The organism is Brevibacillus brevis NBRC 100599 (genome assembly GCF_000010165.1).
Lineage (GTDB): Bacteria > Bacillota > Bacilli > Brevibacillales > Brevibacillaceae > Brevibacillus > Brevibacillus brevis_D.
In genome coordinates this window covers 4,253,400-4,277,403 of sequence record NC_012491.1, presented here as the reverse complement: position 1 = coordinate 4,277,403, position 24,004 = coordinate 4,253,400, and the positions used below count along the sequence as shown (strand labels likewise).

The 24,004-nt window shown below is 48.6% G+C and carries 25 protein-coding genes; 17 read left to right on the top strand and 8 right to left on the bottom strand.

What is annotated here, in order from left to right; genetic code table 11:
• Positions 1-125 precede the first annotated feature (125 nt).
• The 4 genes from BBR47_RS20225 to BBR47_RS20210 all read left to right on the top strand — a co-directional run bounded on the left by BBR47_RS20225 (position 126) and on the right by BBR47_RS20210 (position 4,030).
• Positions 126-1,130, top strand: coding sequence for an ABC transporter substrate-binding protein (locus BBR47_RS20225; RefSeq protein ID WP_015892294.1), 1,005 nt, complete (start codon positions 126-128; stop codon positions 1,128-1,130).
• A 90-nt stretch (positions 1,131-1,220) separates the two neighbouring features.
• Positions 1,221-2,276 (top strand): ABC transporter substrate-binding protein, encoded by a 1,056-nt coding sequence (locus tag BBR47_RS20220; RefSeq protein ID WP_015892293.1) that lies wholly within the window; start codon positions 1,221-1,223, stop codon positions 2,274-2,276.
• A 28-nt stretch (positions 2,277-2,304) separates the two neighbouring features.
• Positions 2,305-3,240, top strand: a complete 936-nt coding sequence (locus tag BBR47_RS20215; RefSeq protein ID WP_015892292.1) for an ABC transporter permease — start codon at positions 2,305-2,307, stop codon at positions 3,238-3,240.
• On the top strand, positions 3,233-4,030 hold the full coding sequence (locus tag BBR47_RS20210; protein WP_015892291.1) for an ABC transporter ATP-binding protein: 798 nt from the start codon (positions 3,233-3,235) through the stop codon (positions 4,028-4,030). The genes BBR47_RS20215 and BBR47_RS20210 overlap by 8 nt, the downstream gene beginning before the upstream one ends.
• Before the next feature lie 10 nt (positions 4,031-4,040).
• Here the strand turns inward: BBR47_RS20210 and BBR47_RS20205 are convergent, their stop codons facing one another.
• Positions 4,041-5,264, bottom strand: a complete 1,224-nt coding sequence (locus BBR47_RS20205) for an MDR family MFS transporter (RefSeq protein ID WP_015892290.1) — start codon at positions 5,262-5,264, stop codon at positions 4,041-4,043.
• A 134-nt stretch (positions 5,265-5,398) separates the two neighbouring features.
• On the opposite strand from BBR47_RS20205, the gene BBR47_RS20200 reads away from it, so the two are divergent.
• From BBR47_RS20200 to BBR47_RS20170, 7 genes are all read left to right on the top strand, one after another.
• Positions 5,399-7,204, top strand: coding sequence for an SgrR family transcriptional regulator (locus BBR47_RS20200; RefSeq protein ID WP_015892289.1), 1,806 nt, complete (start codon positions 5,399-5,401; stop codon positions 7,202-7,204).
• 100 nt (positions 7,205-7,304) lie between these two features.
• Positions 7,305-7,736, top strand: a complete 432-nt coding sequence (locus tag BBR47_RS20195) for a DUF533 domain-containing protein (RefSeq protein ID WP_015892288.1) — start codon at positions 7,305-7,307, stop codon at positions 7,734-7,736.
• A gap of 107 nt (positions 7,737-7,843) precedes the next feature.
• Positions 7,844-8,665 carry a 5'/3'-nucleotidase SurE gene (gene surE, locus BBR47_RS20190; RefSeq protein WP_173362206.1) on the top strand — a complete coding sequence of 274 codons (822 nt, stop codon included), beginning with the start codon at positions 7,844-7,846 and terminating at the stop codon, positions 8,663-8,665.
• A 3-nt stretch (positions 8,666-8,668) separates the two neighbouring features.
• On the top strand, positions 8,669-9,709 hold the full coding sequence (locus BBR47_RS20185) for a hypothetical protein (RefSeq protein WP_015892286.1): 1,041 nt from the start codon (positions 8,669-8,671) through the stop codon (positions 9,707-9,709).
• 149 nt (positions 9,710-9,858) lie between these two features.
• A complete protein-coding gene (locus tag BBR47_RS20180) occupies positions 9,859-10,341 on the top strand; it encodes a hypothetical protein (protein WP_015892285.1) in 483 nt (160 codons plus the stop codon).
• Between the two features lie 63 nt (positions 10,342-10,404).
• Positions 10,405-11,001: an RNA 2',3'-cyclic phosphodiesterase gene (gene thpR, locus BBR47_RS20175; RefSeq protein WP_015892284.1), complete on the top strand. Its 597-nt coding sequence runs from the start codon at positions 10,405-10,407 to the stop codon at positions 10,999-11,001.
• Between the two features lie 49 nt (positions 11,002-11,050).
• Positions 11,051-11,719 (top strand): hypothetical protein, encoded by a 669-nt coding sequence (locus BBR47_RS20170; protein WP_026134193.1) that lies wholly within the window; start codon positions 11,051-11,053, stop codon positions 11,717-11,719.
• A 65-nt stretch (positions 11,720-11,784) separates the two neighbouring features.
• Here the strand turns inward: BBR47_RS20170 and BBR47_RS20165 are convergent, their stop codons facing one another.
• Together BBR47_RS20165 and BBR47_RS20160 are read right to left on the bottom strand one after the other, a co-directional pair.
• The gene (locus BBR47_RS20165) at positions 11,785-12,264 is read right to left on the bottom strand and encodes a chemotaxis protein CheW (protein ID WP_015892282.1); all 480 of its coding nucleotides are present in this window, start codon (positions 12,262-12,264) and stop codon (positions 11,785-11,787) included.
• A gap of 142 nt (positions 12,265-12,406) precedes the next feature.
• Positions 12,407-12,928: a hypothetical protein gene (locus BBR47_RS20160; RefSeq protein WP_015892281.1), complete on the bottom strand. Its 522-nt coding sequence runs from the start codon at positions 12,926-12,928 to the stop codon at positions 12,407-12,409.
• Positions 12,929-13,014: 86 nt separating this feature from the next.
• Between BBR47_RS20160 and BBR47_RS20155 the strand changes: the two genes are divergently transcribed.
• The gene (locus BBR47_RS20155) at positions 13,015-13,695 is read left to right on the top strand and encodes a TerC family protein (RefSeq protein WP_015892280.1); all 681 of its coding nucleotides are present in this window, start codon (positions 13,015-13,017) and stop codon (positions 13,693-13,695) included.
• 41 nt (positions 13,696-13,736) lie between these two features.
• Here BBR47_RS20155 and BBR47_RS20150 read toward each other — a convergent pair whose 3' ends face one another.
• Positions 13,737-14,825 (bottom strand): HD-GYP domain-containing protein, encoded by a 1,089-nt coding sequence (locus BBR47_RS20150; protein WP_015892279.1) that lies wholly within the window; start codon positions 14,823-14,825, stop codon positions 13,737-13,739.
• Positions 14,826-14,980: 155 nt separating this feature from the next.
• Positions 14,981-15,598: a MerR family transcriptional regulator gene (locus BBR47_RS20145; RefSeq protein WP_015892278.1), complete on the bottom strand. Its 618-nt coding sequence runs from the start codon at positions 15,596-15,598 to the stop codon at positions 14,981-14,983.
• Positions 15,599-15,832: 234 nt separating this feature from the next.
• Between BBR47_RS20145 and BBR47_RS20140 the strand changes: the two genes are divergently transcribed.
• The 3 genes from BBR47_RS20140 (at position 15,833) to fabI (ending at position 17,634) form a co-directional block, all read left to right on the top strand.
• Positions 15,833-16,558 (top strand): ZIP family metal transporter, encoded by a 726-nt coding sequence (locus BBR47_RS20140; RefSeq protein WP_015892277.1) that lies wholly within the window; start codon positions 15,833-15,835, stop codon positions 16,556-16,558.
• Positions 16,559-16,612: 54 nt separating this feature from the next.
• Positions 16,613-16,765, top strand: coding sequence for a hypothetical protein (locus tag BBR47_RS31350; protein ID WP_015892276.1), 153 nt, complete (start codon positions 16,613-16,615; stop codon positions 16,763-16,765).
• Between the two features lie 95 nt (positions 16,766-16,860).
• Complete coding sequence (fabI, locus tag BBR47_RS20135) at positions 16,861-17,634, top strand: enoyl-ACP reductase FabI (protein WP_015892275.1); 774 nt, start codon at positions 16,861-16,863, stop codon at positions 17,632-17,634.
• Between the two features lie 152 nt (positions 17,635-17,786).
• Here the strand turns inward: fabI and BBR47_RS20130 are convergent, their stop codons facing one another.
• Together BBR47_RS20130 and BBR47_RS20125 are read right to left on the bottom strand one after the other, a co-directional pair.
• A complete protein-coding gene (locus tag BBR47_RS20130) occupies positions 17,787-20,204 on the bottom strand; it encodes a UvrD-helicase domain-containing protein (protein WP_015892274.1) in 2,418 nt (805 codons plus the stop codon).
• A gap of 71 nt (positions 20,205-20,275) precedes the next feature.
• Positions 20,276-21,640 (bottom strand): hemolysin family protein, encoded by a 1,365-nt coding sequence (locus tag BBR47_RS20125; protein WP_041749542.1) that lies wholly within the window; start codon positions 21,638-21,640, stop codon positions 20,276-20,278.
• 285 nt (positions 21,641-21,925) lie between these two features.
• Here BBR47_RS20125 and BBR47_RS20120 point away from each other — a divergent pair, with 285 nt between their 5' ends.
• Together BBR47_RS20120 and BBR47_RS20115 are read left to right on the top strand one after the other, a co-directional pair.
• Positions 21,926-22,648 carry a YitT family protein gene (locus BBR47_RS20120; protein WP_015892272.1) on the top strand — a complete coding sequence of 241 codons (723 nt, stop codon included), beginning with the start codon at positions 21,926-21,928 and terminating at the stop codon, positions 22,646-22,648.
• Positions 22,649-22,657: 9 nt separating this feature from the next.
• On the top strand, positions 22,658-23,587 hold the full coding sequence (locus BBR47_RS20115) for an MBL fold metallo-hydrolase (RefSeq protein ID WP_041749541.1): 930 nt from the start codon (positions 22,658-22,660) through the stop codon (positions 23,585-23,587).
• Here the strand turns inward: BBR47_RS20115 and BBR47_RS20110 are convergent.
• The gene (locus tag BBR47_RS20110) at positions 23,557-23,919 is read right to left on the bottom strand and encodes a hypothetical protein (protein WP_015892270.1); all 363 of its coding nucleotides are present in this window, start codon (positions 23,917-23,919) and stop codon (positions 23,557-23,559) included. The genes BBR47_RS20115 and BBR47_RS20110 overlap by 31 nt on opposite strands.
• Positions 23,920-24,004 lie beyond the last annotated feature (85 nt).

Here is a 24,004-nt window from a genome sequence, read left to right as displayed (position 1 = left end):
AAAGGGGGCTTCTCAATGCGTAATATAATTGCTATAATGGGACACAAGTTGCATAGATGGCAATGAGCCTAATTACTTAGGGTGATTAGAGCAGCTGAGAGTAGAGACTAGAGGAGGAAGTACAGATGAGACGAGCAGTCAGTATGGTACTGACCGCATTGCTGGCGTTTTCCTTGGCAGCATGTGGTAACGAAACAGGTGGGAAAACAGAGACAGCAGCAACGACAGGCCAAGGGCAAACAGTGAAGCTGGGGCTGACGCAATTCGTGGAGCACCCTGCGCTTGATGCCATTCATAAAGGAATTTTAGATGGTCTGAAGGATGCTGGCTACGAAGAGGGCAAGAACTTGGAGGTAGACTCCCAGAACGCCCATGGTGACATGAACAATACAGTCTCGATCGCACAGAAGTATGCCGGAGATAAAAAGGATCTTGTCGTAGCGATTGCGACGCCATCCGCTCAGGCTGCAGCAAAGGCGATTGCTGACAAACCTGTTATTTTCAGTTCCGTAACAGACCCGATCTCGGCTCAACTGGTTGGCAGTCTGGAGAAGCCAGACAAAAACGTGACCGGGACGTCCGATAAAGTATCCATGGAACAACAATTGAAGCTGGTGAAAACCTTCCTGCCTGGGCTGAAAAAGCTGGGTGTGATCTATACAACCTCCGAAATTAACTCAGAGGTACAGGTCAAGGAATTGGAAGACGCAGCGCAAAAACAAGGCGTAGAAATCATCAAGGCGGGCATTTCGCAGCTGTCTGAAGTGCAGCTGGCGGCTCAAAGTCTTGCTAGTAAAGCAGATGCCATTATTATCCCAATTGACAACACCGTCGTATCTTCCTTTGAAGCGGTGCTCGGAGCAGCAGAGGAAAACAAAATTCCTGTATTTGCTTCTGATACCGATACAGTGAAACGTGGAGCGGTTGCTACTTACGGGATTGATTACTACCAAATCGGTAAACAAACAGGCGATATGGCTGCCCGTATCTTAAAAGGGCAGAGTGTTGCTGATACCCCTGTAGAGATTTCGAAACAAGCTGATTTGTATATTAATGAAACAGCTGCTGCAAAGTTTGGGCTCACTATTACTGAGGCACTCAAACAACAGGCGAAAGAAATCATCAAGTAAAAAGAGAGCGTCATGCTCTCTTTTTATTCTTTTAAAACTGTTTTATCCATGTTAAACTGTAGAAAAAATTCACGAGGGGGAATTCACTAAATGTTCAAACAAAAGAAGAGTATTAAAATTTTTCAGAGTTTTTTATTTCCTTTATTGCTTTTGTCTGTTACCGCTTGTGGACAGCAAAGCACTACTCCTGCAAACAATCCTACACCCGCTCCTGCTACTACGACGGCATCTGCCCCGTCTACTGAAACCAAGCAGCTGACAATTGGAATCGCCCAATTCGTTGAACACCCTGCTTTGGATGCAGCGAGAGAGGGCTTTATCAGCCAACTGGCTAAAAACGGTTACGAAAAAGACAAGCAAGTAAAAATCGATGTGCAATCCGCTCAAGCGAGCATGGATACAGCCATTCAGATTGCCCAAAAATTCGAGGCTGACAAAGTAGATTTGGTGTTGGCCATTGCAACTCCAACGGCACAGGCTGCCGCACAAACCAGTAAAGAAATTCCGATCCTGTTTACTGCGGTAACCGATCCTGTAGAAGCTGGTCTGGTTGCAGCGATGGACAAGCCGGGAGCGAACGTAACCGGTACATCGGATATGAATCCAGTCGAAGAGCAATTGAAGCTGATCAAAGAAATGAAAGCTGATGCGAAATCTGTTGGAATCATTTATAGTTCTGGCGAAGTCAACTCCAAAGTACAAGTAGATGCGGCAAAAGCAGTAGCCGGTAAACTTGGTTTAGAAATTAAAGAAGCGGCAATTACGAGCGCGACAGAAGTGAAGCAAGCAGCTGAGTCCATGGTGGGCAAAGTAGATGCTTTCTACGTACCAACTGACAACATGGTTGTATCTTCGATTGCAGCTGTGATCGGAGTCGCTGAAGCACAGAAAATTCCGGTCATCGCTGGTGAAGAAAACTCTGTGAAGAGCGGAGCGATTGCCACTTACGGGATCGACTACACGAAGCTTGGTGAGCAAACAGCTGATATGGCAACAAAAATCCTGAAGGGTGAAGCGAAGCCGGCAGATATGGCTGTTGAAGTGCAAGCAGACATGAAGCTCGTATTGAATAAGAAAGCAGCGGAAAAAATGGGTGTGACGATTCCGAAAGCCATGCTCGACCGTGCTGGACAAGTGATCGAGTAATAAATGTAGTAATTGGAGGATTTCTTCTATGAATCAACTGGCAGTAATGGGAGCCATTGAGCAAGGTTTACTATTTGGTATCTTGGCTCTCGGTGTATATCTGACCTTCCGGATTCTAAACGTTCCTGACTTGACCGTAGATGGTAGTTTTGCCTTGGGAGGCGCAATCGCAGCCAAATTCATTATCGATGGCACCAATCCGTTTTTGGCCACCCTGCTGGCTTTCATTGTAGGTGCATTAGCAGGAGCTTTTACGGGAGTCTTGCATACCAAAGGAAAGATTAACGCACTTTTGGCGGGGATCTTGACGATGATCGCCTTGTACTCGATCAATTTGCGTGTCATGGGAAAAGCGAATCTGCCTCTTTTGCGGGAAGATACTTTGTTCACTTATGTAAAGGATATGGGCATTCCAAACCTGACCGTAGGTGGAGTTACTTTGCTGTCTGGTGTAGCAATCATCTTTATCGTAGGTGTTCTGGTGTTGAAGCTGATCATTGACTGGTTCCTGCATACGGATATGGGTCTGGATTTGCGTGCGACAGGTGACAACTCGAAGATGATCCGCAGCTTTGGGGTAAACACAGATTCGACAACGATTATCGGTTTGGCTCTTTCCAATGGCTTGGTAGCTTTAGCTGGTGCGTGGGTAGCCCAATACCAAGGCTTTGCGGATGTAGGAATGGGGATCGGGATGATCGTCATCGGTCTCGCTTCCGTTATTGTCGGGGAAGTTTTGTTTGGCAGCTCTTCGATTTTCCGAGTGACGCTTGCTGTCATTCTCGGCTCGATTGTGTACCGCTTAGTCATTGCACTGGCACTGGATGCAGGACTCAATCCTTCTGACATGAAGCTGATTACAGCCCTGATTGTTATCATTGCCCTGACTGTCCCAACTGTGGCAAAAGGCATCTGGAAAAAGCAAGCGGTACGCTCGGCAAGGGGAGGAAGCAGCGATGCTTAAAATTACAAACGTCAACAAAGTATTCAACGCAGGAACTGTGAATGAAAAGATCGCGCTTCGAAACGTCAATCTGCACGTGAAGAAAGGAGAGTTCATCACCGTTATCGGAAGTAATGGTGCCGGTAAATCGACGATGATGAACATGATCTCCGGCGGATTGACGCCAGATAACGGAAGCATTCAGATTGACGGGAAAGATGTCACACGCCTGGCGGAGCACCAGCGTGCAGGTCTGATCGGCCGTGTGTTTCAGGACCCAATGGCAGGTACAGCGCCGAACATGACGATTGAGGAAAATCTGGCAATCGCTTTGGGGCGGGGAAAACGGCGTACACTTGGATTTGGGGTGAATAACCAGAAGCGGGAGCAGTTCCGTGAGCAGCTCAAGCAACTGGATCAAGGGCTGGAGAACCGTTTGAAGACCAAAGTGGGTTTTCTCTCAGGAGGACAGCGTCAAGCACTGAGCCTGTTGATGGCTACCTTTACGGAGCCGAAGATTTTGCTCCTCGATGAGCATACAGCAGCGCTTGACCCGAAACGGGCGCAGTTGATTGTAGATTTAACAGAAAAAATCGTGGAGCGCTATAAACTAACGACAATCATGGTCACGCATAATATGGAACAAGCGTTGAACATGGGGAATCGTCTGTTGATGCTCCACGATGGGGGAATCATTCTCGATATTCCGGATGAGAAAAAACGGACGATGAAGCCACAGGATCTGCTTCGGGCATTCGAAACAGCCCGCGGTGGAGAAAGCTTCAGCGAAGATCGCTTCTTGTTAACTTAATCGGATCGAATCAGCCTTCCTGTTCAAGCGGGGAGGCTTTTTCGTTGGTGGAAAGATATACGTACATGAATCCGGCACCGATTAAAAGGATGCCTGCGACAATGGTAAAAAGGATCGTGCCCCCATAATGTAGCAAGACAAGGCTGCCCAAGTACGGTCCGCACATGCGGGAAATATCCCAGTGTGTTCCTGTGATCGCGAAGTACCTTCCGCGCATCGTGACAGGTGATATCCGGGTGACGAAAGCCATCAATTGCGTCAGCCCAATACTCTCTCCGATGACTAGCAACACTTGCAAGGCGAGAAGGCCAGGTACGTTGTCGATGAAGGCGTAACCCAAGGATACGATGAGAAAACAAATGTACGCGCCGCTAATCAACAGGCGAGGAGGCAAGTGCTGGGTCCATTTGACGAGTATATACTCGAACAGGAGCAGTAGGACCCCTTTTACCGCAATGAGCAAGGCGAGTGTTTGCAAATAGTTGGGCAGCGTGTATTTCAGATGAAGCTGGAGATTTGTTTCGGTTTGCGCGTAAAACAGACTGATCGGCAAAGCCAGCAGCATAATGGCCAGTGCTGGTCGATAAGCATGCCAGGAGCTGCGTGAACGTACGGTTGCTGCTTCTTCGACGGGAGCCTCCGGCAGCGGAGTTTGCGGGATTTTCCACCAAACGGCAAGAGCATAGATCAATAGAGAGATCGCAGTAAACAAAAATGCCATAGCAGGATCATACTTATAAATGATGACTCCGACTAAGGGGCCCAATGCAGCCCCGATACTGCTAGAAGTACTGAGAAGGGCAAAGGCACCAGCCATTTGTGCTGCAGAAATCGTATCAGCGAGATGCGCGCGGCTGACAGGGATAAACAGGGAGCGGCCAGCACCGTTGATGATGTACAGGATCGCAAACCCCATCATGGAGTCGGCCCAAGCCATTCCCAACATAGCGAAGCCTTGCAGGAAAAGGGCGAGTAGCATGATTGTTTTTCGACGATGGCGATCCGTGATGCCACCAGCAAATAGCGTCAGCAAAATCTCGGAGAAGGGCTGCAAACCTATGACGAGCATGGTCATGGTGACAGAGCCGCCGATGTTCTCGCTCAAGTACAATACGAGAAACGGAGCGATCATGGCGCTGGATAGTGAAGTGAGCGTTTCGCCGAACAAGCGGACCCAGAGGAGTGTCGGATACGCAGCAATGAATCGACTAAGTGCATGAGGAATGAGTGGCATAAGAAAGTCCTTTCTTTCGGCTTTTTCCGGTTAGTTGGTGTTTTTAGAATTGTAAGGTAGCAAAGACCAGAGAAAAAGCGTACGATTAGGCGAATAGCTTTTTCATGTTTTATGGGCGAATTGGTGGTGACAAGATGCAACTCGTTGAGCAATACATGCGTTTATGCGCGGGGCGGCCGAATGAAACGATCGGGCATCCGCTTGACATATCGTTAGCTGAAGTTGCTTCGATTTTATTTTGTACGTTGCGGAATGCGACCTTGACCTTGAAAAAAATGCAAAGCCAGGGATGGGTAGTTTGGCATCCGGGGAGAGGTCGAGGAAATCGATCTGTACTGACATGCTTGCTGTTGCCCGAAGACCTGATCATGAGCGTAGCCAAGGAACTCGTGCAAAAAGGGGAAATTCGTGCTGCACGGGACATGATCGACGAATATGGGGGAAATTTGCCTGTTTTGGGTGAAAAATTTTCACGATGGATGAATAGTCAGTTTGGACATCGTGTGAAGCGGGAAAAAGGAAGTAAGGGCAGAGTCGATACCTTGCGTTTGTTTTACAGTCGACCATTCGCAGGGCTTGATCCGATTCATATTCTCCTGCGCTCCGAGTCACATATGGTCAAGCAGCTCTTTGATTCTCTCGTCCAGTTTGATCCAGTCACGAGACGGATTGAGCCCGCTATCGCTTTTTATTGGGAGTCTAGTGAAGAAGGAAAGCAATGGACTTTTTACTTGCGGAAAGGTGTCTTATTCCATCATGGCCGTCCACTTGTTGCCGATGATGTGCGCTTTTCCTTCCTCCGTTTGATGGAGCATTCCTATAAACATCGCTGGCTAGCCGCTTCAATCGAGTCGATTACCGTCAAAGATGAATACGTAATAACGATTTCTTTGCATATGCCGGATGAACTGTTTTTACAAGCGCTGAGCAAGGAATACATGGCAATAGTCCCCGCTGATTACGTTCTGGAGATGGGGGAGCAATTTGCACAAATGCCAGTAGGAACGGGGCCGTTTCGTGTAGTCCGCAACGATGATTCCATGCTCGTGCTGGAAGCATTCATGCCTTATTTTGGGGGAAGGCCGTTCCTGGACCGAATTGAAATCTGGTGCGTACCTGGAATGGCAGCAGAAGCGCAGGCAGCAGATGAGAGCTTGTTATCTGTCACGGCTTTGGATGATCATCGGGAAACGAGCTTTCTGGCATGGAGTGACGTTGGCAGATTGGAAGATTGTTTTCAATACGTCAGCATGAATGGAGCAAAGAATGGCCCGCTGTCACATCGTGAATTTCGGAGTCTCGTGGTGGCTATCATTTGTGGGCAAAACTTGAGACAAGAGCTACAGGGAACGAGGGAGTATGCAGTCATCTGGGGGAAAACGGATTCGTTCCAAGAACAAAGAAAGGTGCCGGGTTCACAGGAGTTTGTTCGTATTTTCAAAGAGAGCGGGTATCAGGGAGAGGCGCTGTCGCTCTATACGTATCCAGATTCCGATCATATAGAAGATGCCCAGTGGATTCAGAAAACGTGCAAGGCATACGGAATTGCCATAGAGATTAGGTATGCATCCCCCGAGGAGCTTGCCTCGCCTTCGTTATTACAAGAGGCTGATTTCGTTGTGGATAGTGCGAATGTAGATGAAAGGGCGGAGCTGTCTTTACGAGAATTTCTACACGCTGGTGCGTTGAGTATTTCTCATCATTTAGATCCGCATGGAAAGGAAGAGATCGCGTATTGGATGAATCGTCTGTCGTGCGCCCGAACAGCACAAGACCGACAAGCTTGCGTAGACAGCATCATGCATACGCTTGCGGCTTGCAACACGTTTGTCCCGCTGTATTCGAATCGGGTTGAAATGCTTGCACATCCGCGATTATCTGGTGTAAGTCTGGATGCCTATGGTTGGATTGATTTCAGGCGCATTTTTGTTAGGGAATAGCATAAATTTGTCACATAATGATGTGAAACCGCTTTCGTTTTTCATCGTATTATTATATGTAGATATCTATTATGCTCATAAAGTTTTTTGAGGAGGAACTATGCCGGTGTATACCAAAATCGAAAAGGACAAACACATTTTGTTTGCGTCTATTCGCTTGATGATCTGCGTCGGGCACGCCGACGGTTATATAGGAAACAAAGAAATAGATCGTATTCATGAAATCGTTAATTCGGAGCATTTTACTTTGAAAGAACGACAAATTTTAATGGATGATTTGGACTATCCGAAACGTCCGGAAGTCATCGTGGAAGACCTGGTAGCCATGACCCAGACTGAAAAGCTCGTGATGATGCGCAAGCTCTACCACATGGCATTGATTGATCGGAAGCTATCCGCATCGGAGACAAAAGAGATTGCTCGCATCGCTTGCTTGATCGGAATCTCGGAGGAAAAGCAGCGTCAAGTAGAAGAGTGGATTCGCGAAGGGATTGCTTGGCGCGAACGATGGAAAGATATTGTAGAAGAATAGCCGGGGCCCCAATATGATTGGGGTCCTTTCGTTTTAGGAGGAAGCTTGGCGCAGCCTCTTTTTCTACAGTACAATAAGAAAAATACGTCCCAACAAGTGGCAACGCTATGGATGAAGGAGGAGACCCTATTTTGCGGATCTTGGTTACGAATGATGATGGCATTGATGCTCTTGGTATCAAGCGGTTGGTAGAAGCTTTGCTCACTCTGGAAGGAGCGGAAGTCTCTATAGTAGCACCGGTTGAAGAGAAAAGCGGGGTTGGACACGGAATCACTTATCGGAGTGCACTCTCGCCTGAACAGCGTGATTTTTACGGAATGCCGGTGAAAGCGTGGGCGGTCAATGGTAACCCTGCAGACTGTGTAAAAGCTGCTTACCATCTCCTGTTTGAACATGGGAAAAAACCGGATATCGTATTCTCGGGGATTAACGTTGGAACGAATCTCGGACGTGATATTTATTACTCCGGTACGTGCAGCGGTGCCAGGGAGGCGGTAATTTTGGGTGTTCCTGGTGTTGCCCTGTCCTATGATAACTGGTTCGATCAAGACAACTACGGCGATGTAGTCGAGATGATTCGTCCGCTTGTAAAAGAGTTCAGCGACCGTGCGATCAAAGGGGAACTGGCGTCAGAGGTATTCTGGAATATCAATATCCCGCATGTACCGCTGGCTGAGGTGAAAGGAATGGTCCCGGCCACTTTGTCCATGAACCACTATGAAGACAAATATAGTGAAGAAGCAGAAGGCTATTATTTAGCCCGCGAGTATCCTCAGGTCATGCCCCTGGCGGAGCCGCTGGACTATGATTTGCTCAAGCATGGCTATATTGCAATTACCCCTGTCCACATTGACGCGACAGACCGGACTCTCTTAAAACAAATGGACAATTGGGCATTGCTAAAAGCTTGGGGAAAACAGGAGGAATAACGTATGAACGACGATTTTTTTCCTCCGCTAACCCCCGATGACACCCTGTGTTCTCCGGAAGAGTCAACACAGGGAGAGGTGCTCGATCCCGTGGTTTATCATGATTTGTACAAGCTGGCAGAAGAAGAGGGGCTTCCTTACTTTGTCCGTCTTAGTGGCACTGGCGAGGTGGAGCTGTATTTGGTATTCGAATCGGTGGATGCTTTCAGCGAGCAGACGAGAGATGCCGTTTCACTCGAATTCAAGACGTATCAAAATAAACTGCTCGCTGTCATTTGGACCCTGTCGGACCCACTGAATCCACTTGGTTTTCCCTTGACGTTCGACATAGCGCTTGCTGATGAGCGAAGCATGGCCTTGAGATTGATCGAGCAGCCGTATATTTCTTTGCACTACTTGGCTTATGCGGATCGTGAGCTTACCCACATCTATTCCGAGTCCCTCACTTTTTCCCCAGCGGAAGTGGCTCGTACACGTGAGATGATTCAGGCGCTTTATGAGGGGACACCCGATACACTTCCAGAAGAGGTGCAGGTGCGTGAGGAAGAGACTGAAAGCATCTCAGCGATGAGCTTGCCTGCATCTGTTTTTACAGAATCGGGGATGGCCTTCGTATTGCGGTACAAGCACATGAGAGATGTCCATGGTGAAGAAGGGGCCCAGCATTTATTGATGAGTACTGTGCAGCAAGCAGTATGGGTCATACGCAGGCACGCTCGCAGCGAGGTCCGGGATACGTCCTTTACCGTATGGGCTGCGGAAGCGGGTGATTACGCAATGATCGTGCTGACGCCAAGTCTCTCGCATTTATTCGAGGTCGTTCATATGTCAGAGGATGAAGCGAATCCGTTCTCGCGCTTTTTGATGACCTTACCGGAGTACGTACAGACGCAGGACGCTTCTCCCTTACAGTTGGGTGCCTATCCACTACTGCGTTATGAGAGCGGTCGCCTCTATCATTTGGAGCTGGATGAAGAGGTACAGAAGTATCTTGCGCAGGTGTTTGCGAAAGCGTTTCCAGGAATGCCTGTCCCTTACCTGTAATTGTTGAGAGATTGTGAAAAAGGACTCTCCCCGGAATTTTTTTGTCTTCGATGAAATATGGGTAAATAAGTCATTTTTCAACAAAGGATACGACAAGCGCGAATCCGAATTAGGTAAGACAGACATTCCATTGGGGAGAGGTGACGACGATGTACGCTGTTGAACCCAATTTGTTCCAGGCTGTTTCTGAATGCGCCCACCGTTTTCAAGGGGAGATTGAGCAACTGGCACAACGTCATGCACTTACAATCGAAGGAGGGCTTCCGGCGTTGGAGCTGCAGGTCCATCCGCAGTTTCAGGCTTTGCTCGAGTACAATCTGTGGGGAGAAGCCGGTTTAGTTGTTATCCATGGGAAATTACATAAGCGCGATCACGTTTGGACAGATTCGTTTTCTGTCATGATGAAGTTCTCCTTGACGCATGATCCGAAAGTCGATATCCAAGGAAAAAAGCAGCGCATTGAAGAGTTTTTATACGGGGAAGGAGAGTACTTCTGGAATATCCCTCCCGCTGGCCATGTGGGTCATAGTGAGCTGACCCTACGCTTTACCTACCAGCCTGGAACGAACCTTCTTGCCGAATATGTCAGGAGTATTTTGGGAATCGTAACCGGAAAGATGATGGCTGCCTAACGCGGCATGTAAGAGAATGGCTCTCCGTCACAGGAGGGCTATTTTTTTGGAAGGAGGACAGAAATGCGCTTATTCATCGCATTGGATATTCCAGCTGAGGCTGCCGCTTATATTGCCGATGTTCAAAAACGGTTGAAGCAAGATGTGACGGCAGACAGGTGGCAGTCTCTCGCTAATTTGCATTTGACTCTGCATTTCCTTGGAGAAGTGGATGAGTCACTCGTACCCGCTATCTGCGAGGACATGGATATTGTCAGCGCGATCATCCAGCCAATGACCCTGCGTGTTGGCAGCTTTGGGGTTTTTCCGAATGCCCTGCATCCACGTGTGCTATGGCTGGGACTGCGCGGTCAACTTTCCCCTCTCAAGCAGCTCCATTTGTTGTTGGGCAGACGGTTCGAATTGCACGAAGGCTTGTCCTATGATCGGAAGCAGTATCGGCCACATATTACGCTGGCGCGAGGTCCGCATCGCAGTGGGAATGAGCTTGCCCTCTTGGATTGGAATGAACGTTATTTAGCGCAGGAGCCGCCACAATGGAAGGCGCGGCATTTCCATTTGTATCGTTCCGAGCTGTTGCCAGAGGGTGCGGTACATACGATTATCCACACGAGCACGTTTGATAAAGATCACAGCAAAAAACAAGCGTTGCCTGAATAGACTAAGAAGAAAGGATCAGGGAAGCCTTCCAGAAAGCGGTGGAAAACGGATGGGTGAGTTCACGACCGGCATTCTTTATCCACGCAAATACGAACCGAAAGTACTGATTGCCTTATCCAAGACAGAGCAGCCACACTTCCACAGAAACGTCAACAGCGACTGGAATGCATTTTTCCTGCAGGATGAGTGGCTGGAAACCTCCACGACGCTTGATTTTTTGCTGAGACTGTCCAAGCAATTCGTTCCCCTCCTCTGGTTTCATGACGCTGAGGACAACGGCTGGGGCTTTCGCTTGTTCGATGCAGGCTTCGAGGTTGCGTCCGCGACAATCAGCTACTCGCTCGATGTGGAAATGGCGGAAGCCGAGTTCGGCAGGCTTTATCCAGAGATTGACCTGCAGGAAGGAATTGTAGACAGTGAGGACGTTCGGCAAAAGTATGAAGACATACTGGAGAGGGTAGTGCGTTCGGAGTTGTATCGGCGAGAGGTAGGTAAAGGGATCACACGTATCAAGCCGCAGTCATTTAGTCGGATCGTGGGTCCCAAGCAGATTCAGCAGTTGCGTTCCCTTTTTGATTTGCAGTTGTTGACGAACGTCGATGACGACACAGGGGCTTCACTGTTGTACGACTCGGTTGACCTGTTCAAAGAAATTTTGGGAATCGAAGAGATGGTGTGGGTGAACTTCGCTTATTTAGCAAGCGGAGGCAGAGAGTAGGAAATAACGAATAAAGAGAACAAAAGCCCAGTGCATCTTCTTCGCACTGGGCTTTACACTGTTCGTTACTTCTTTTTCCACTGTCCAAAAATTTCATCCACATCAAGCAGCATGATCAGCTTGTCGTTCATTCGGGCAATGCCTTGCAAATATTTGCCCTCTACACCAGCGATAATGGGTGGTGCAGGCTCGATCAAGCTCTGTGGAATATTCAGGACCTCAGAGACCGCATCCACGATAATTCCGATGTTCAACCCATCCATCTGCAAGTCGACAAAGCGAGTGTCATCCGTTTCTTCCATAGGTTCCAAATCAAACATTTTCCGCAAGTTGATGATCGGTAAGATCCGTCCACGCAGATCAATGACTCCCTCGACATAAAGTGGAGATTTTGGAAAACGTGTAATGGGCAGCGGCTTGATGATCTCACGTACGAGCGAAATCGACAGGCCGTAATATTCATTCCCCATTTTAAACAAAATCTGTTGGTCAACAGCAGCTTCTGCTTCCGAATCCGAACCATTGCTTCTTTTCGTCATTTCCATCGTACATGATTCCTCCCCGAACCTCTTTCCATGTCTTTACCCATATTGTACCATGGGCAAACCTACTCAGGACGTTTTTTTATCTCAGGCAAAGACTTAGAACAGACCGACAAGCGTCAGGCTCGTCGGTCTGTTTTCTTGATTATGGTTCACGAAGGTCGTTCAATGAAATTCCTTGCTCGAGAGCAAAATCAAAATCATCCACATCGTAAAATTGAACAGGCACGATATATTCCAATATCCGATCCTGATAATCAGGCTGGTCTGTGAGAAGTGGGGCCTCAAATTTCATGGCCGTCAACAATAGCTGTGTCTCTACGGGATCAAATATTTCCCCCCACATGGCGTTGTCCTCTACTTTTACGACCGTCAGGGTCACGCCGTTCGGAAAAGAAAAGGGAACCTTGGACCATGGGGCTATCAGTCCTTTTTCCATTCGTTTGCGGTTGAATGGATCGGCAAAAAATTGGCTCATTTCTTTCATAATCCGCCGGACATACTGATCATCAGCAGAGTAGGGCATGATAGGTTCAGGACTCTGGATAAATTCGTCCAATTCATAGATTGTCGACGCGGGTATCAGATATTCTACTGGTTGCGATGGGACCATCAACTCCCCGTAGATAGCCAACATGATCGCTTCTATAACGAATTGTTTCGACATTTCGACAACCCTCCTCGTTACCATCATACAAAAAATCAGGGGCACCGTACAAGGGTGGCGAGTAGGGCTCAAAAAGTTTAGGGAGGGTGCATCCTTTGTTTGAATCTGCTTTTTTTTCGTCGCTGCTACTCATCATTACCATCAACCTCGTATTAAGTGGAGATAATGCCGTGGTCATTGCCATCGCATGCCGGAAGCTCCCTGTCGAACAACGAAAACAAGCCATTTTGTGGGGGACGTTTCTTGCTATCATCGTACGCGTGATTGCTACGGTTCTTGCTGTTTATTTGCTGAAAATCCCGTATTTATACCTGATTGGCGGAATTATTCTGCTTTGGATCAGCTACAACCTGTTGCGCGAGGATGACCGAGAGGAAGCATTCAACTCAAGTGAAGACTTGATTCAAGCGGTCAAGACGATTGTTGTGGCGGATGTGATGATGGGACTGGATAATGTACTCGCTATTGCGGGAGCAGCGCAAGGAGACATCGTTCTTATCGTGCTGGGCCTCTTGATCAGCGTGCCTCTCATGGTTTTTGGTAGCCAGCTTATTTTAGGGGCAATGGAGCGCTTTTTATGGCTTGTTTATGTTGGTTCAGGTGTCCTGGCAGTGACAGCGGCGAATATGATTCTCATGGAAAATACGATGCGTGAGTGGATCGCAGGGAGGAGTTGGCTCGAATATGCGATCAAAATTGGGTTGGTCGCTCTCGTAGTAATAGGGGGATATTTGCAACGTACAAAAACGACACGGACCCACGCATGAAAAAACTGAGATGAATAAGGAATCTCAGCTTTGTCGTGGGCCTATAAGGTTTTGACGATCGTCACGCTCATCCATTCTTTATCGTAGAGATCGATTTCATAGGTGCTGGCTACTTCAGAGCCATCTTCATTGGTAAGAATACGGATGGTAGGTCGATTCACAGCCAATGAATTTACTTTGGAAACGACGCCGCTATGTCCTGTACTCAGCAATACCGTAGAAGCAATTGGATAAATCGCGACGTGCTGCAAGAATAGCTTGAGCAGGTCGAGGTCGAAATAGGTGTTTCCTGTAGCGAACAAGTACTCGGTAGCATCACTTGGCGAGTAGCTTTTCCGAAATGGGCGCGGGGAAACTAAGGCATCGTAAACATCGGCGATTGCCACGATTCGTGCATACTCGTGAATGTTATTCTCACTGAGCTGACGGGGATATCCTGTTCCATTGTATCTCTCGTGATGCTGGAGCGCACAGTGTGCGGAGACGACCGAGATGTTATGTTGATTCCGCAAAATATTGAAGCCTTCTTCGGTATGGTATTGGACACGTTGGCGTTCTTCTGCACTTAATTCTGTAGGCATGGTCCAGAGCTCCTTAGGAACCTGTGTCATGCCGATGTCGAACAAAAGCGCACCAATTCCCAATTCCATCATCTGCTGCTGGTTGTAGCCTTTGGCCATCCCTACCACACCAGATAGAATGGCGACATTGACAGCATGGTGAAAAAGGTAACCATCCAGCACGTGAAGACTGGACAGGTTGACTAAGATGTCTTTGCGACTGCTCAAGTCTTGAAAGATTTCTCGAAAAACCTTTTGAAAACTGCTTCCGAAATCAGGTGCGGACGTACGGCGCTTGATCTGCGGCTGGTCCATGAGGGTGGTCATCGTTTTGTACACGGCATCCACGGCTTCTTTACGCGTCTCATCGCGGATTACATCTTCCGGCATGATATCTTCTGTGTGCTTGTCTTGAATGTAAAGGCTATCAATTCCCAATTGAACAAGGCGTTCAATGTAACGGGGAGTTAGTTGTACCCCGATCCCCAACAGAACGTTCCCATTTTCCTGGAAAATGCTCTTGGCGATGACATCGCCCGGCTTTACCGAAGTAATATGCAATTTTCTCACAACGAAAGCCCCAGTCCTTTTTTTTGTGAATGTAAATAGTCCTGATTTTCTGGCAGTTCATGTAGTGCCATTTTATCACAGTAGAACATGGGGAGACTAGCGCTGTCGAGGTACTTCTCTTAATTGTCATTTTTTACCTTGTGAAAAAAACACGATTATTGCTCGGCTGCGCGATTTGAACGTGTAAACCAGCGGAATGGATTGAGTGACCAGCGAGGCTCATAGCGGGCATAGCGCTCCTTACGACGAGTCAAGCGCTGGTGCATGAGATCCAGTTCAAAAGTAACGCGACGCATTTCCAAGCGGAGGGACTCTTGCATTTCTTCTATGTCCGCAATCTTTTGCAGAATGGTCGACTGCATATGATTCATGGAGGAGAGTTGAGTGAGCTCCTGCTGAAATTGGACGAGTGTCTCGTGGACTGTCATTTCCACTTCTCGCATGCCCGTACCCAGCTTGTTTGTGGCGCTGAGCGTAACGGCGGTTTCTTCCGCACCCAAGAGTTCTTCTTCCATGAGCATTTCCTCGGACAGGCGACCTTCTTCTATCAGTTGGCGCTGAATATCTTTTAACGAGCTGTTACCGTTATCTTTTCTTTCTTTCACTTCCTTGAGCAGTTCAAAGCCTGCTTCGCTGATCAAATAGTGACCCTGCGGATTTTTCAGACGTTCCTGAGCAGGTACGAACAAGTCCAGCCAGTTACGTAGTGTACGAACATGCACATCAAGGCGATCAGCTACCTCTTTTGAAGCCATCCAAACTTGTACATCCATCCCGAATCACTCCCTTTTTTCCTCTCGGTATTCCCGGTGGACTCATTATAGCACCAAAATTTTCCGGGTAAGAGAGAATCGACAAAGGTTCTAAAAACTAGTGATCTTTCGTCCGATTCGGACAGGTCGTCGTATTTTGTCAAATTTGTTAGGCTGCTCATAATGACCGGGACAGGCGCGTACATATGAAAGGAGTAAGCATGTTTTTTGCTCGTTGGGTGAGGAGAGGACCGGATGATGCAATCTGTTTTCTGGATTGTCCTTTTGACTGCTGCCTTGGCGAGCAGTATCGGAGGACTGCTGTTATGTCTGCGTGCTTGGTCGTCCGAGGCATTGTTTGCGATGATCAGTGCAGGGGCTGGGCTACTGCTGGCGATTACGCTTCTAGATTTGATGCCACATGTCTTTTCTGATAAGAGCTTGTGGTTGATGCCATTTGTGCTCGTTGGCTTTGTTACGCTTTTTGCTTTGGAATTAATCAGCAAGTCGAGTGGGGAGTTTGGCTCCACGGGAATGATTGGGGTCATGACAGGTTTTTTATTACATGCATTTGTCGAAGGCGTCTCTTTAGTCGCGAGCTTGCGGATGGATTCAGAAGTTGGGGTATCCGTGTTGGTGGCGATGCTGCTGCACAAAATTCCGGATGGTGTAACCATAGCCTCTCTGTTGCTGGCAGCGACCAACTCGAGAAAGAAAGCATTTTGGGGCGCGACGTCCCTTGGGATTGCGACGATTGCAGGAGCTCTCAGCTTTGGTTTTGCTGAGCGAATGTTTCCATCGAATTGGTCTGGCATTATGCTGGCCATGACGACTGGTATTTTTTTATATGTATCCGCCAGCCATCTCGTCCCTTATATCGGACAAACCAAAAAGGCACAGTACGGGGTTTATTTTGTTGGCGCGATGGCCGTGTATCTGATTTTATCTGCTTTTTTACACGCGAACCACTTGCATGCATAAAAGGGTCCATTCCTAGCCAGTCTAGTCTGAAGGAAGGGAGTGTGGACTTACAGTATGAACCATCAAGAACAAATGCAAACAGACGATCATTTGCAGTCACTGACTGAATTCCCGGTCATGGGGACATCGTTGAATCCATTGCAGGAATCGTGGGCTTCCTCTAAAGCTCTATCAACGCTAACCGATCAGGCCGGAAGTACCGATTAAATTTTTTACACTGCCTCTCTCGTTTATCCACTCGTATCCATGGACAAGATCGGTTATAATGCAGGGGAATAAGTTGGGAAAGGGGCAGATACATAATGAATACATTGTTGCAAGGAAAGAACATCGTCATCATGGGCGTAGCGAACCACCGCAGTATTGCCTGGGGAATTGCGCAATCCTTACATAATGCTGGAGCGAATCTGATTTTTACGTACCAAGGGGAGCGTCTGCGTGAAAACGTGGCGGCACTCACGGAAAAAATGGGAGTAGAGTCGCTGTTGGTAAATTGCGATGTCACGAAGGATGAGGACGTCGAAGCAGCTTTTGCTGTGATCAAAGAAAAAGTGGGCGTGATTCATGGCCTAGCGCATTGCATTGCGTTTGCGAAAACGGAAGAGCTCGAAGGTGAGTATGTGAACACTTCCCGCGAAGGATACGCATTGGCACAGGACATTAGCGCATTCTCCCTGGTAGCAGTTGCTCGTGCTGCTCGTCCGTTGATGACGGAGGGCGGAAGCATCGTGACGTTGACTTACCTTGGCGGTGAGCGCGTGATTCAAAACTACAACGTGATGGGTGTAGCCAAAGCTGCGCTTGATGCTTCTGTTCGTTATTTGGCAAACGACCTGGGCAAAGAGAACATTCGTATCAATGCGATCTCTGCTGGTCCAATCCGTACGCTTGCCGCAAAAGGAATCCGCAATTTCAACTCCGTGCTGAAGGAAATTGAGGAAAAAGCGCCATTGCGCCGTACGATTGACCAATCGGAAGTAGGCGACACCGCTCTCTTCTTGTTCAGCAATCTCTCCCGAGGAATCACGGGTGAAATTCTGCACGTCGATGCTGGCTACAGCATTATGGGCGGCTAACCAGAAGCAAATTTCCCGAAAAAGAATAACAGGCCCTGCTTTCTCGCATACTATTCCAAAATGAATGCGTGAAAGGGGGCCTGTTTTTTATGTTTCCATTGATTACGAACATGGAAGAATTCTTGATTTATATGGGCGGTGGCTTTCAGTACTTACCTTCCCATCTCGGCGATGAAGCGGGAGGTGCGGGTCTTTCGTCCGAATCGCTCCCGGGGGATACCGATACACAAGCTGTGACGGGCCCGGGTAATCGCGACGTATAAGAGACGGCGTTCTTCTTCAAGCGCACCAGAGCCGCCTTTTCGCAGCTCATCCAATGTGTACTCATGAGGAAGGGCACCCTCTACCAGATCGGGCAAGAAGACGTGGTCGTATTCGAGACCTTTTGCCCGATGGATGCTTAAAACATGAACAGCTTCGTCCGGGAGTGGTCGCATCGTGCGCCACTCTTTTTCTTGTCGCGTCATTTGATCGATATAAGCCAAAAAATCGCTGATCGTCGCATGGCGCTTGGAAGCTGCCAGTATTTGCTGCAGCTCATCGCTCCAACGTTCCCTGCCATCTTCCCGGTCTTTCGCGCGTTTTTTTAGATAATCGCGCAGTTTGCCGTCCTCATAGATGAGCTCTAACGCCTGAGCAGGTGGAACATCCTTGCACGCGGTGAGTATCTCATTGATTTGCTGCATGTGCTTGCGCTGATACGGTTTGAGCTGTGTCAGATGCGGAAGAACGTGCAGAATCGGCTTGTCCTCGATGATGGCTTGGCTGCGCAGGGCATTCCACATTTCCGCTGAGATGTAGAGGGTCGACAATATCTCTTTTAGCGCATCTGTGTCATCCGGGTTTAACGCGAGCCGCAAATAATTCAGCGTCCAGCGAACCGTCTGGCGTTGGTAAAAGGATTCCTCCTCTTGTGTGTAATGAAAAGGAATCCCGGCTTCGCTCAGGCGCTCCAAAATGGGGCGTGCCGATTCATTGGTGCGGTATAAGATCGCGCATTCACCCAAAATGGCACCCTGCTCGCGACGATGGATAATTTCATCGACAATCCGGGAAGCTTGCTCTTCTTCGTCTTCCGGCTCGAATAAATACGTGTCACCTTCCTCGCGATGAAAGGACTGACATTCCTTTGCCCAACGCTCCCGGTTGTGACCGATCAGCGAGTAGCCAAGACTGACGATCGACGAATGGGAACGGTAGTTGACCTCGAGTGTAAATGTCGACGCTTGCGGAAAGTCTTTGGTGAAGCCCAAGATGTACTGCGGATCACTGCCACGAAACCCGTAAATGGACTGGTCATCATCCCCGATGACACATAAATTGTTTTGCGGAGCGGCTAATAGCTTGACCGTCTCATACTGAATGCGATTGATATCCTGAAACTCATCGACCATCACATAGGTGAGGCGTTCCTGATACCGGCGCAGGAGTCCTGGATCATCGCGCAGCATTTCGTAGCAGCCAATGAGCATGTCGTCAAAGTCAAACCATTGATGTTTTTTCTTTGTGGCCTCGTAGAGAGGATACAGCTGGATCGCCCGTTTTTCTGCATCGCTCGTTGCTTCCCGATACGCGACCTCATGGGGGAGGATGTATTCGTTTTTCCAACGGCTGATGATGCCGAGTGCTTCGGTGATCTCTGTTTCTTTTAACGTGGCAAGGTCGTCATGACCGAGCAGTGCACCAGTCTCGCGCATCAACCGCCATTTTTGCCAATCCTTTTTCAAAAGGCGCTGCTGATCCCAGCGTTCTGGCTGGTGATGCAGGAGCATTCGGTAAAAGATGCTGTGGAACGTTCCGGCAATCAGCTCACGTGCTTGTCCAGCGGGTAGCTGCCGGGCAATACGCTGGCGGATTTCATCGGCGGCTTTAGTTGTAAAGGTCACGACCATGATTTGATTCGGCTTTACACCCAAATCTGAGATCAAGTGAGTCGTGCGTGCAGTCATGACGCGCGTCTTGCCACTTCCGGCTCCGGCGAGGATGAGAAAAGGCCCCTCGGTAGCGTGCACCGCTTGCTGTTGTCCCGGGTGCAGCGATTGATCGCGCATTTGCTCAGCCATGTAAGAGATAGTCTTCTTCGGCATCAAGCGTTTGCGGAAAACCGGTGGCTTCGGAGCTGGCGGGGGAGGCGTCGTGCTCGCGCCAATCGTTCTCTTTTTCGGAAGGCGAAAGGAGCCGATGGTTGTTGTATTTGCTTCGTCTACGTCTATGGATGCCTCGCTGTGCTCCTTAGATGAGAAAGCCAGTGGTTCTTTCGCGTTATCGTCGTTGTGATCCTTTGCGGCCGTAGCAGCCAAAGCAGCTTGAAAGGCAGTGGCTGCCGTTTCATTTATCGCTTGCAGTGAGTCAAGCGGAGCAGGACCATTTTCCGTCAGAAGCGGGCACTCTGCTCCTTCGGGATGGAAGAAATGCGGCTCAAAGCTGATGCCAGCATGAAGACGAAGCGCCGATGCACAGGCTGGACAGCGTACCTTGTCCTGCCGGGCAGACATGCGCCAAAACGGTATGCGGTTGTAGTTCTCAGGTAGCAACAGGATGGGTTTGTTGTCTAGTAAAGCGTAGTTCATCAGGACACCTCGGAAACAAGAAGTGCCCCCTGTCGGCAGGGGACACTTGCCATTATGGTTGTTCTTTTCGATTAGGAGTGCAGCGACACGATGTCCCCAGGAAGAGCGGACGAATCCTCTGCTCCCAAATACGTGATGCTCACCCGTGTAATGCGATGGTTTTCCAGTTCACTGATCGCAAAAAGATAGCCTTGGAATGTGACGGTTTTGCCTTTCGCGACCTCTTCATTTAACTGGCTGTAGAGCCAGCCGGCAATGGTGTCGACTTCGTCGGAAACGACTTCAATCGATATGTAATCATTTAGTTCTGTCAAGAGAGTTTTGCCGGAAACCGAGAGCGTGTTGCTGGAGCTTTCTTCAATTTCAGGGCGTTCATTTTCATCGAACTCATCCTGAATGTCACCGACGATTTCTTCCAAAATGTTCTCCATCGTTAGCAACCCTGCTGTTCCGCCGTATTCGTCAATCACGATGGCAAGCTGGGAACGGCGCTTTTGCATCAAGCGCAAGACGTGGCTGATTTCCATGGACTCCGGCACCGTCAATAATGGGCGGAGAAAATCAGTTAACTCTGCTTTCCCTGTCGTCAGCGCAGAGAGATAAAAATCTGAGATGTGCACAAAGCCAATCAGCCTGTCCTTATCCTCATGGGCGACGGGAAAGCGTGAATGGCGAGACTCTCTCATGATTTCGAGGTTTTCGTCAAACGTGTTGTCGTCGTAGAGGCAAATCATATCAATCCGTGGGATCATAATTTCCCGGGCAAGACGCTCGGAAAACACGAAGACATTGTCGACGAGTGCCATTTCGGTCTTGTCAATGTGACCACTTTTATGACTCTGGTTCATGAGAAGGCGGATTTCTTCTTCTGTATGAGCAGATTCGTTTTCGTTGGCAGGCTCGATTCCAAGGCGTCTGATCAGTAAATTGGCTGCTCCATTTAAAAGCCAGATGAGCGGATAGCTCAGCTTGTAGAAAAACATGAGCGGTGCGGCAGTCCATAGGGAAGTGGCCTCCGCTTTTTGAATCGCCAAAGACTTGGGCGCAAGCTCTCCGAAGACGATATGTAAAAATGTGATGATAGCAAAGGCGATCGCAAGTGAGGTCGGACCGACCAAATAAGATGGGAAATGAAAAAATGCTATGACGGGCGCGACGTAATGGGCGACGGCAGGTTCACCGACCCAGCCTAACCCCAACGAAGCCAGTGTAATTCCTAGCTGGCAGGCGGATAAATAGGCGTCGAGCTCTCGTGTGACTATTTGCGCGTAGCGGGCACTTTTGTGATTGCCTTCACTGACGAGCTGGGTCAGACGAGTTTGGCGAACTTTTACCAACGAGAATTCTGCTGCGACGAAGAAGCCGTTCAGAAGAACCAAAAATACCACGAGCAGCAGATTCAGCGTAATCTCCCCTATCGGACTCTCCAAGCACACCTCCGCCTCCCGCAGTGCGAAAGGGGGAGAATTCACCTCCGATACGATAATGGTATTTTACATGTACGACCAAAAATGGATAAATATTCGATCTAAAACCTGCAATGGATATGCTTTTCATGAGCCAAGCTACAGGTTTTCTTGTTACTCGTAAGTATACCAATAGGTCAACCGAACAGTCAAAACGTTCCGATTTGAACCAGCGCATTCTGAAGCATTGCTTGGACATACCTGCTTCTTTCTGATCATAAACATAAACGAGCACGGTCTAAGGAGGGGAGCGACATGTACTGGCTGCAAAAAAGTGTAGCGATTCTCACAGGAAGCGTGCTTCTAGGCGTTGGAGTCAATCTGTTTTTGGTTCCGCATCGCCTAATGGAAGGGGGCATGATCGGGATCGGTTTGTTGGCGACATATTACATGCAGATGCCGACCGGTCTCATGATGATTTTGATCAGTATCCCTGTGTATGTCATCGTCTTTTTTTATGATCGCAGCTTGTTTTTTCACAGCTTTCACGGCATGCTAATTTCTGCTTTTTTTATAGACATTCTCTCGGATATGCGTGGCTGGAATCTGTGGTCAACTTCCTTTTCCGCAGTTACTGGCGGTGTATTAATCGGAATGGGTGTCGGCTTGATGCTTGCCTACGAGACAAATACGGGTGGGACAGACCTGTTCGCGCAATTTCTTGCCAGACGATACAAGCTGCGCGTTGCATTGTTGATTTTTCTCATTGATGGGCTGATCGTACTCTGCTCGATTCAGACCATTGGGATGGAGAGGATGGTTTTTTCGTTTCTTACAATCATTTCCATTGCGGCGACCACGCATATGTTCAGTGGACTCGGACGACCTCTGCCACCGTATACGATCATTGGCCCGCTTTTTTCACATAAAATGGATGACCGCTCATCGCGGCACAATGTAAACACGAGCACGAGATATAGGAATAGGGAAGGGGAAGACGATGTTTTGGAGAAAATAAATAGGAAAAGGATGAAATGAGGGACTGTTTTGTCTGGACAAGCATTTCAAATGATAACGGAGCGTGTTGGTTATTTTCCTGGTCATGTTAACATAGGACTTGTCATTAGTGAACATGGAGCGATCCTGATCGATTCTGGTCTGGATACCCAAACCGCCAAAAAAATCAAGAAAGGACTGGACGCTATCGCCCAGCCCTTGTGTGCCATTATTCAAACGCACGCTCATGCCGACCATTTCGGTGGCAACGCCTACTTGCTCGGATGCTGGCCCGAAGCAAGGGTCTATGCGCCACCGCTGGAAGAGGCGATCATTCGGAATCCGATACTTGAGCCCATTTACTTGAACATGGGTGCAGCCCCACTTGAGGATCTCAAAAACAAGTTTTTGCTGGCGCAGCCTTCTCGGGTGGACCACCTCCTTCCACTGGATGAAGGGATCGAAATTGGTGGCGTACCTTTCTCTATCCTTTCTCTGCCGGGGCATAGCTGGCAACAGGTTGGTGTCGTCTGTGACGAGATATGCTTCGCTGCCGACAGTTATTTAGGCGAAGAGGTTTTGGAAAAGCACAAGCTGCCGTTTCTTGTGGATGCGCATGAGACCCTACTCAGTCTTCATAAACTGCTTGCAACCAACTACAAGGGGTACTTGCCTGGGCACGGAGCATATACCACCACCTCTCATGATGCCGTGAATAAAAATATTGCTTGGCATGAGCGGATTTTCTCGGTGATCTGCGACATTTTCGTAGAGGAGAGATCAGCAGAAGAAGCGCTAGCTCTCCTGTGTGAGCGTTTACACATTGCCATAGAAAATGCTTCGAGCTATGTCCTGTTTCGGACGGCGTTTATGGGTTACTTGGTCGGGCTGCAGAAAACAAAGAGGGTAGCATACCGGTTTGAACAAAATCGGTGGTTGTGGAGAACTGTTCAGGATGGAGCCGAGGGAGAAGAAAGGTAATCGGCGATTTCTGCTAGCTTATGCTCTGCAGCTTCGCGGACGGCCTTGGGAATGAAAAAAACTTCTTCGGACGTGGTGTTCATATAGAACTTTGCTTCCAAATACGGATGACCCAGTTTGACATTCAGTTCCCCTTTTCCGGTTGTTGTGCTGGTGTAGTTCGTAGGGATGCGCAAAAAATACGCGCTGCTGCTGGCGGAATCGTACATGACGACATCGTACGTGAGCATACTGTCCCCGCCTGAACGATGAAAGCCTTGCTGCCGCAGCATTTTGTCAACATAAGAGAGTGGCTGAACGACACCGGTAAGGGTCTTGTTTTTTAACCGCATGGACATCCTCCTCGGTTCAACCATTGGGAATCGAAGCTTAGTCTCATACTATGTGCGGCAATACCAATTCAGACTTGTAGAATAA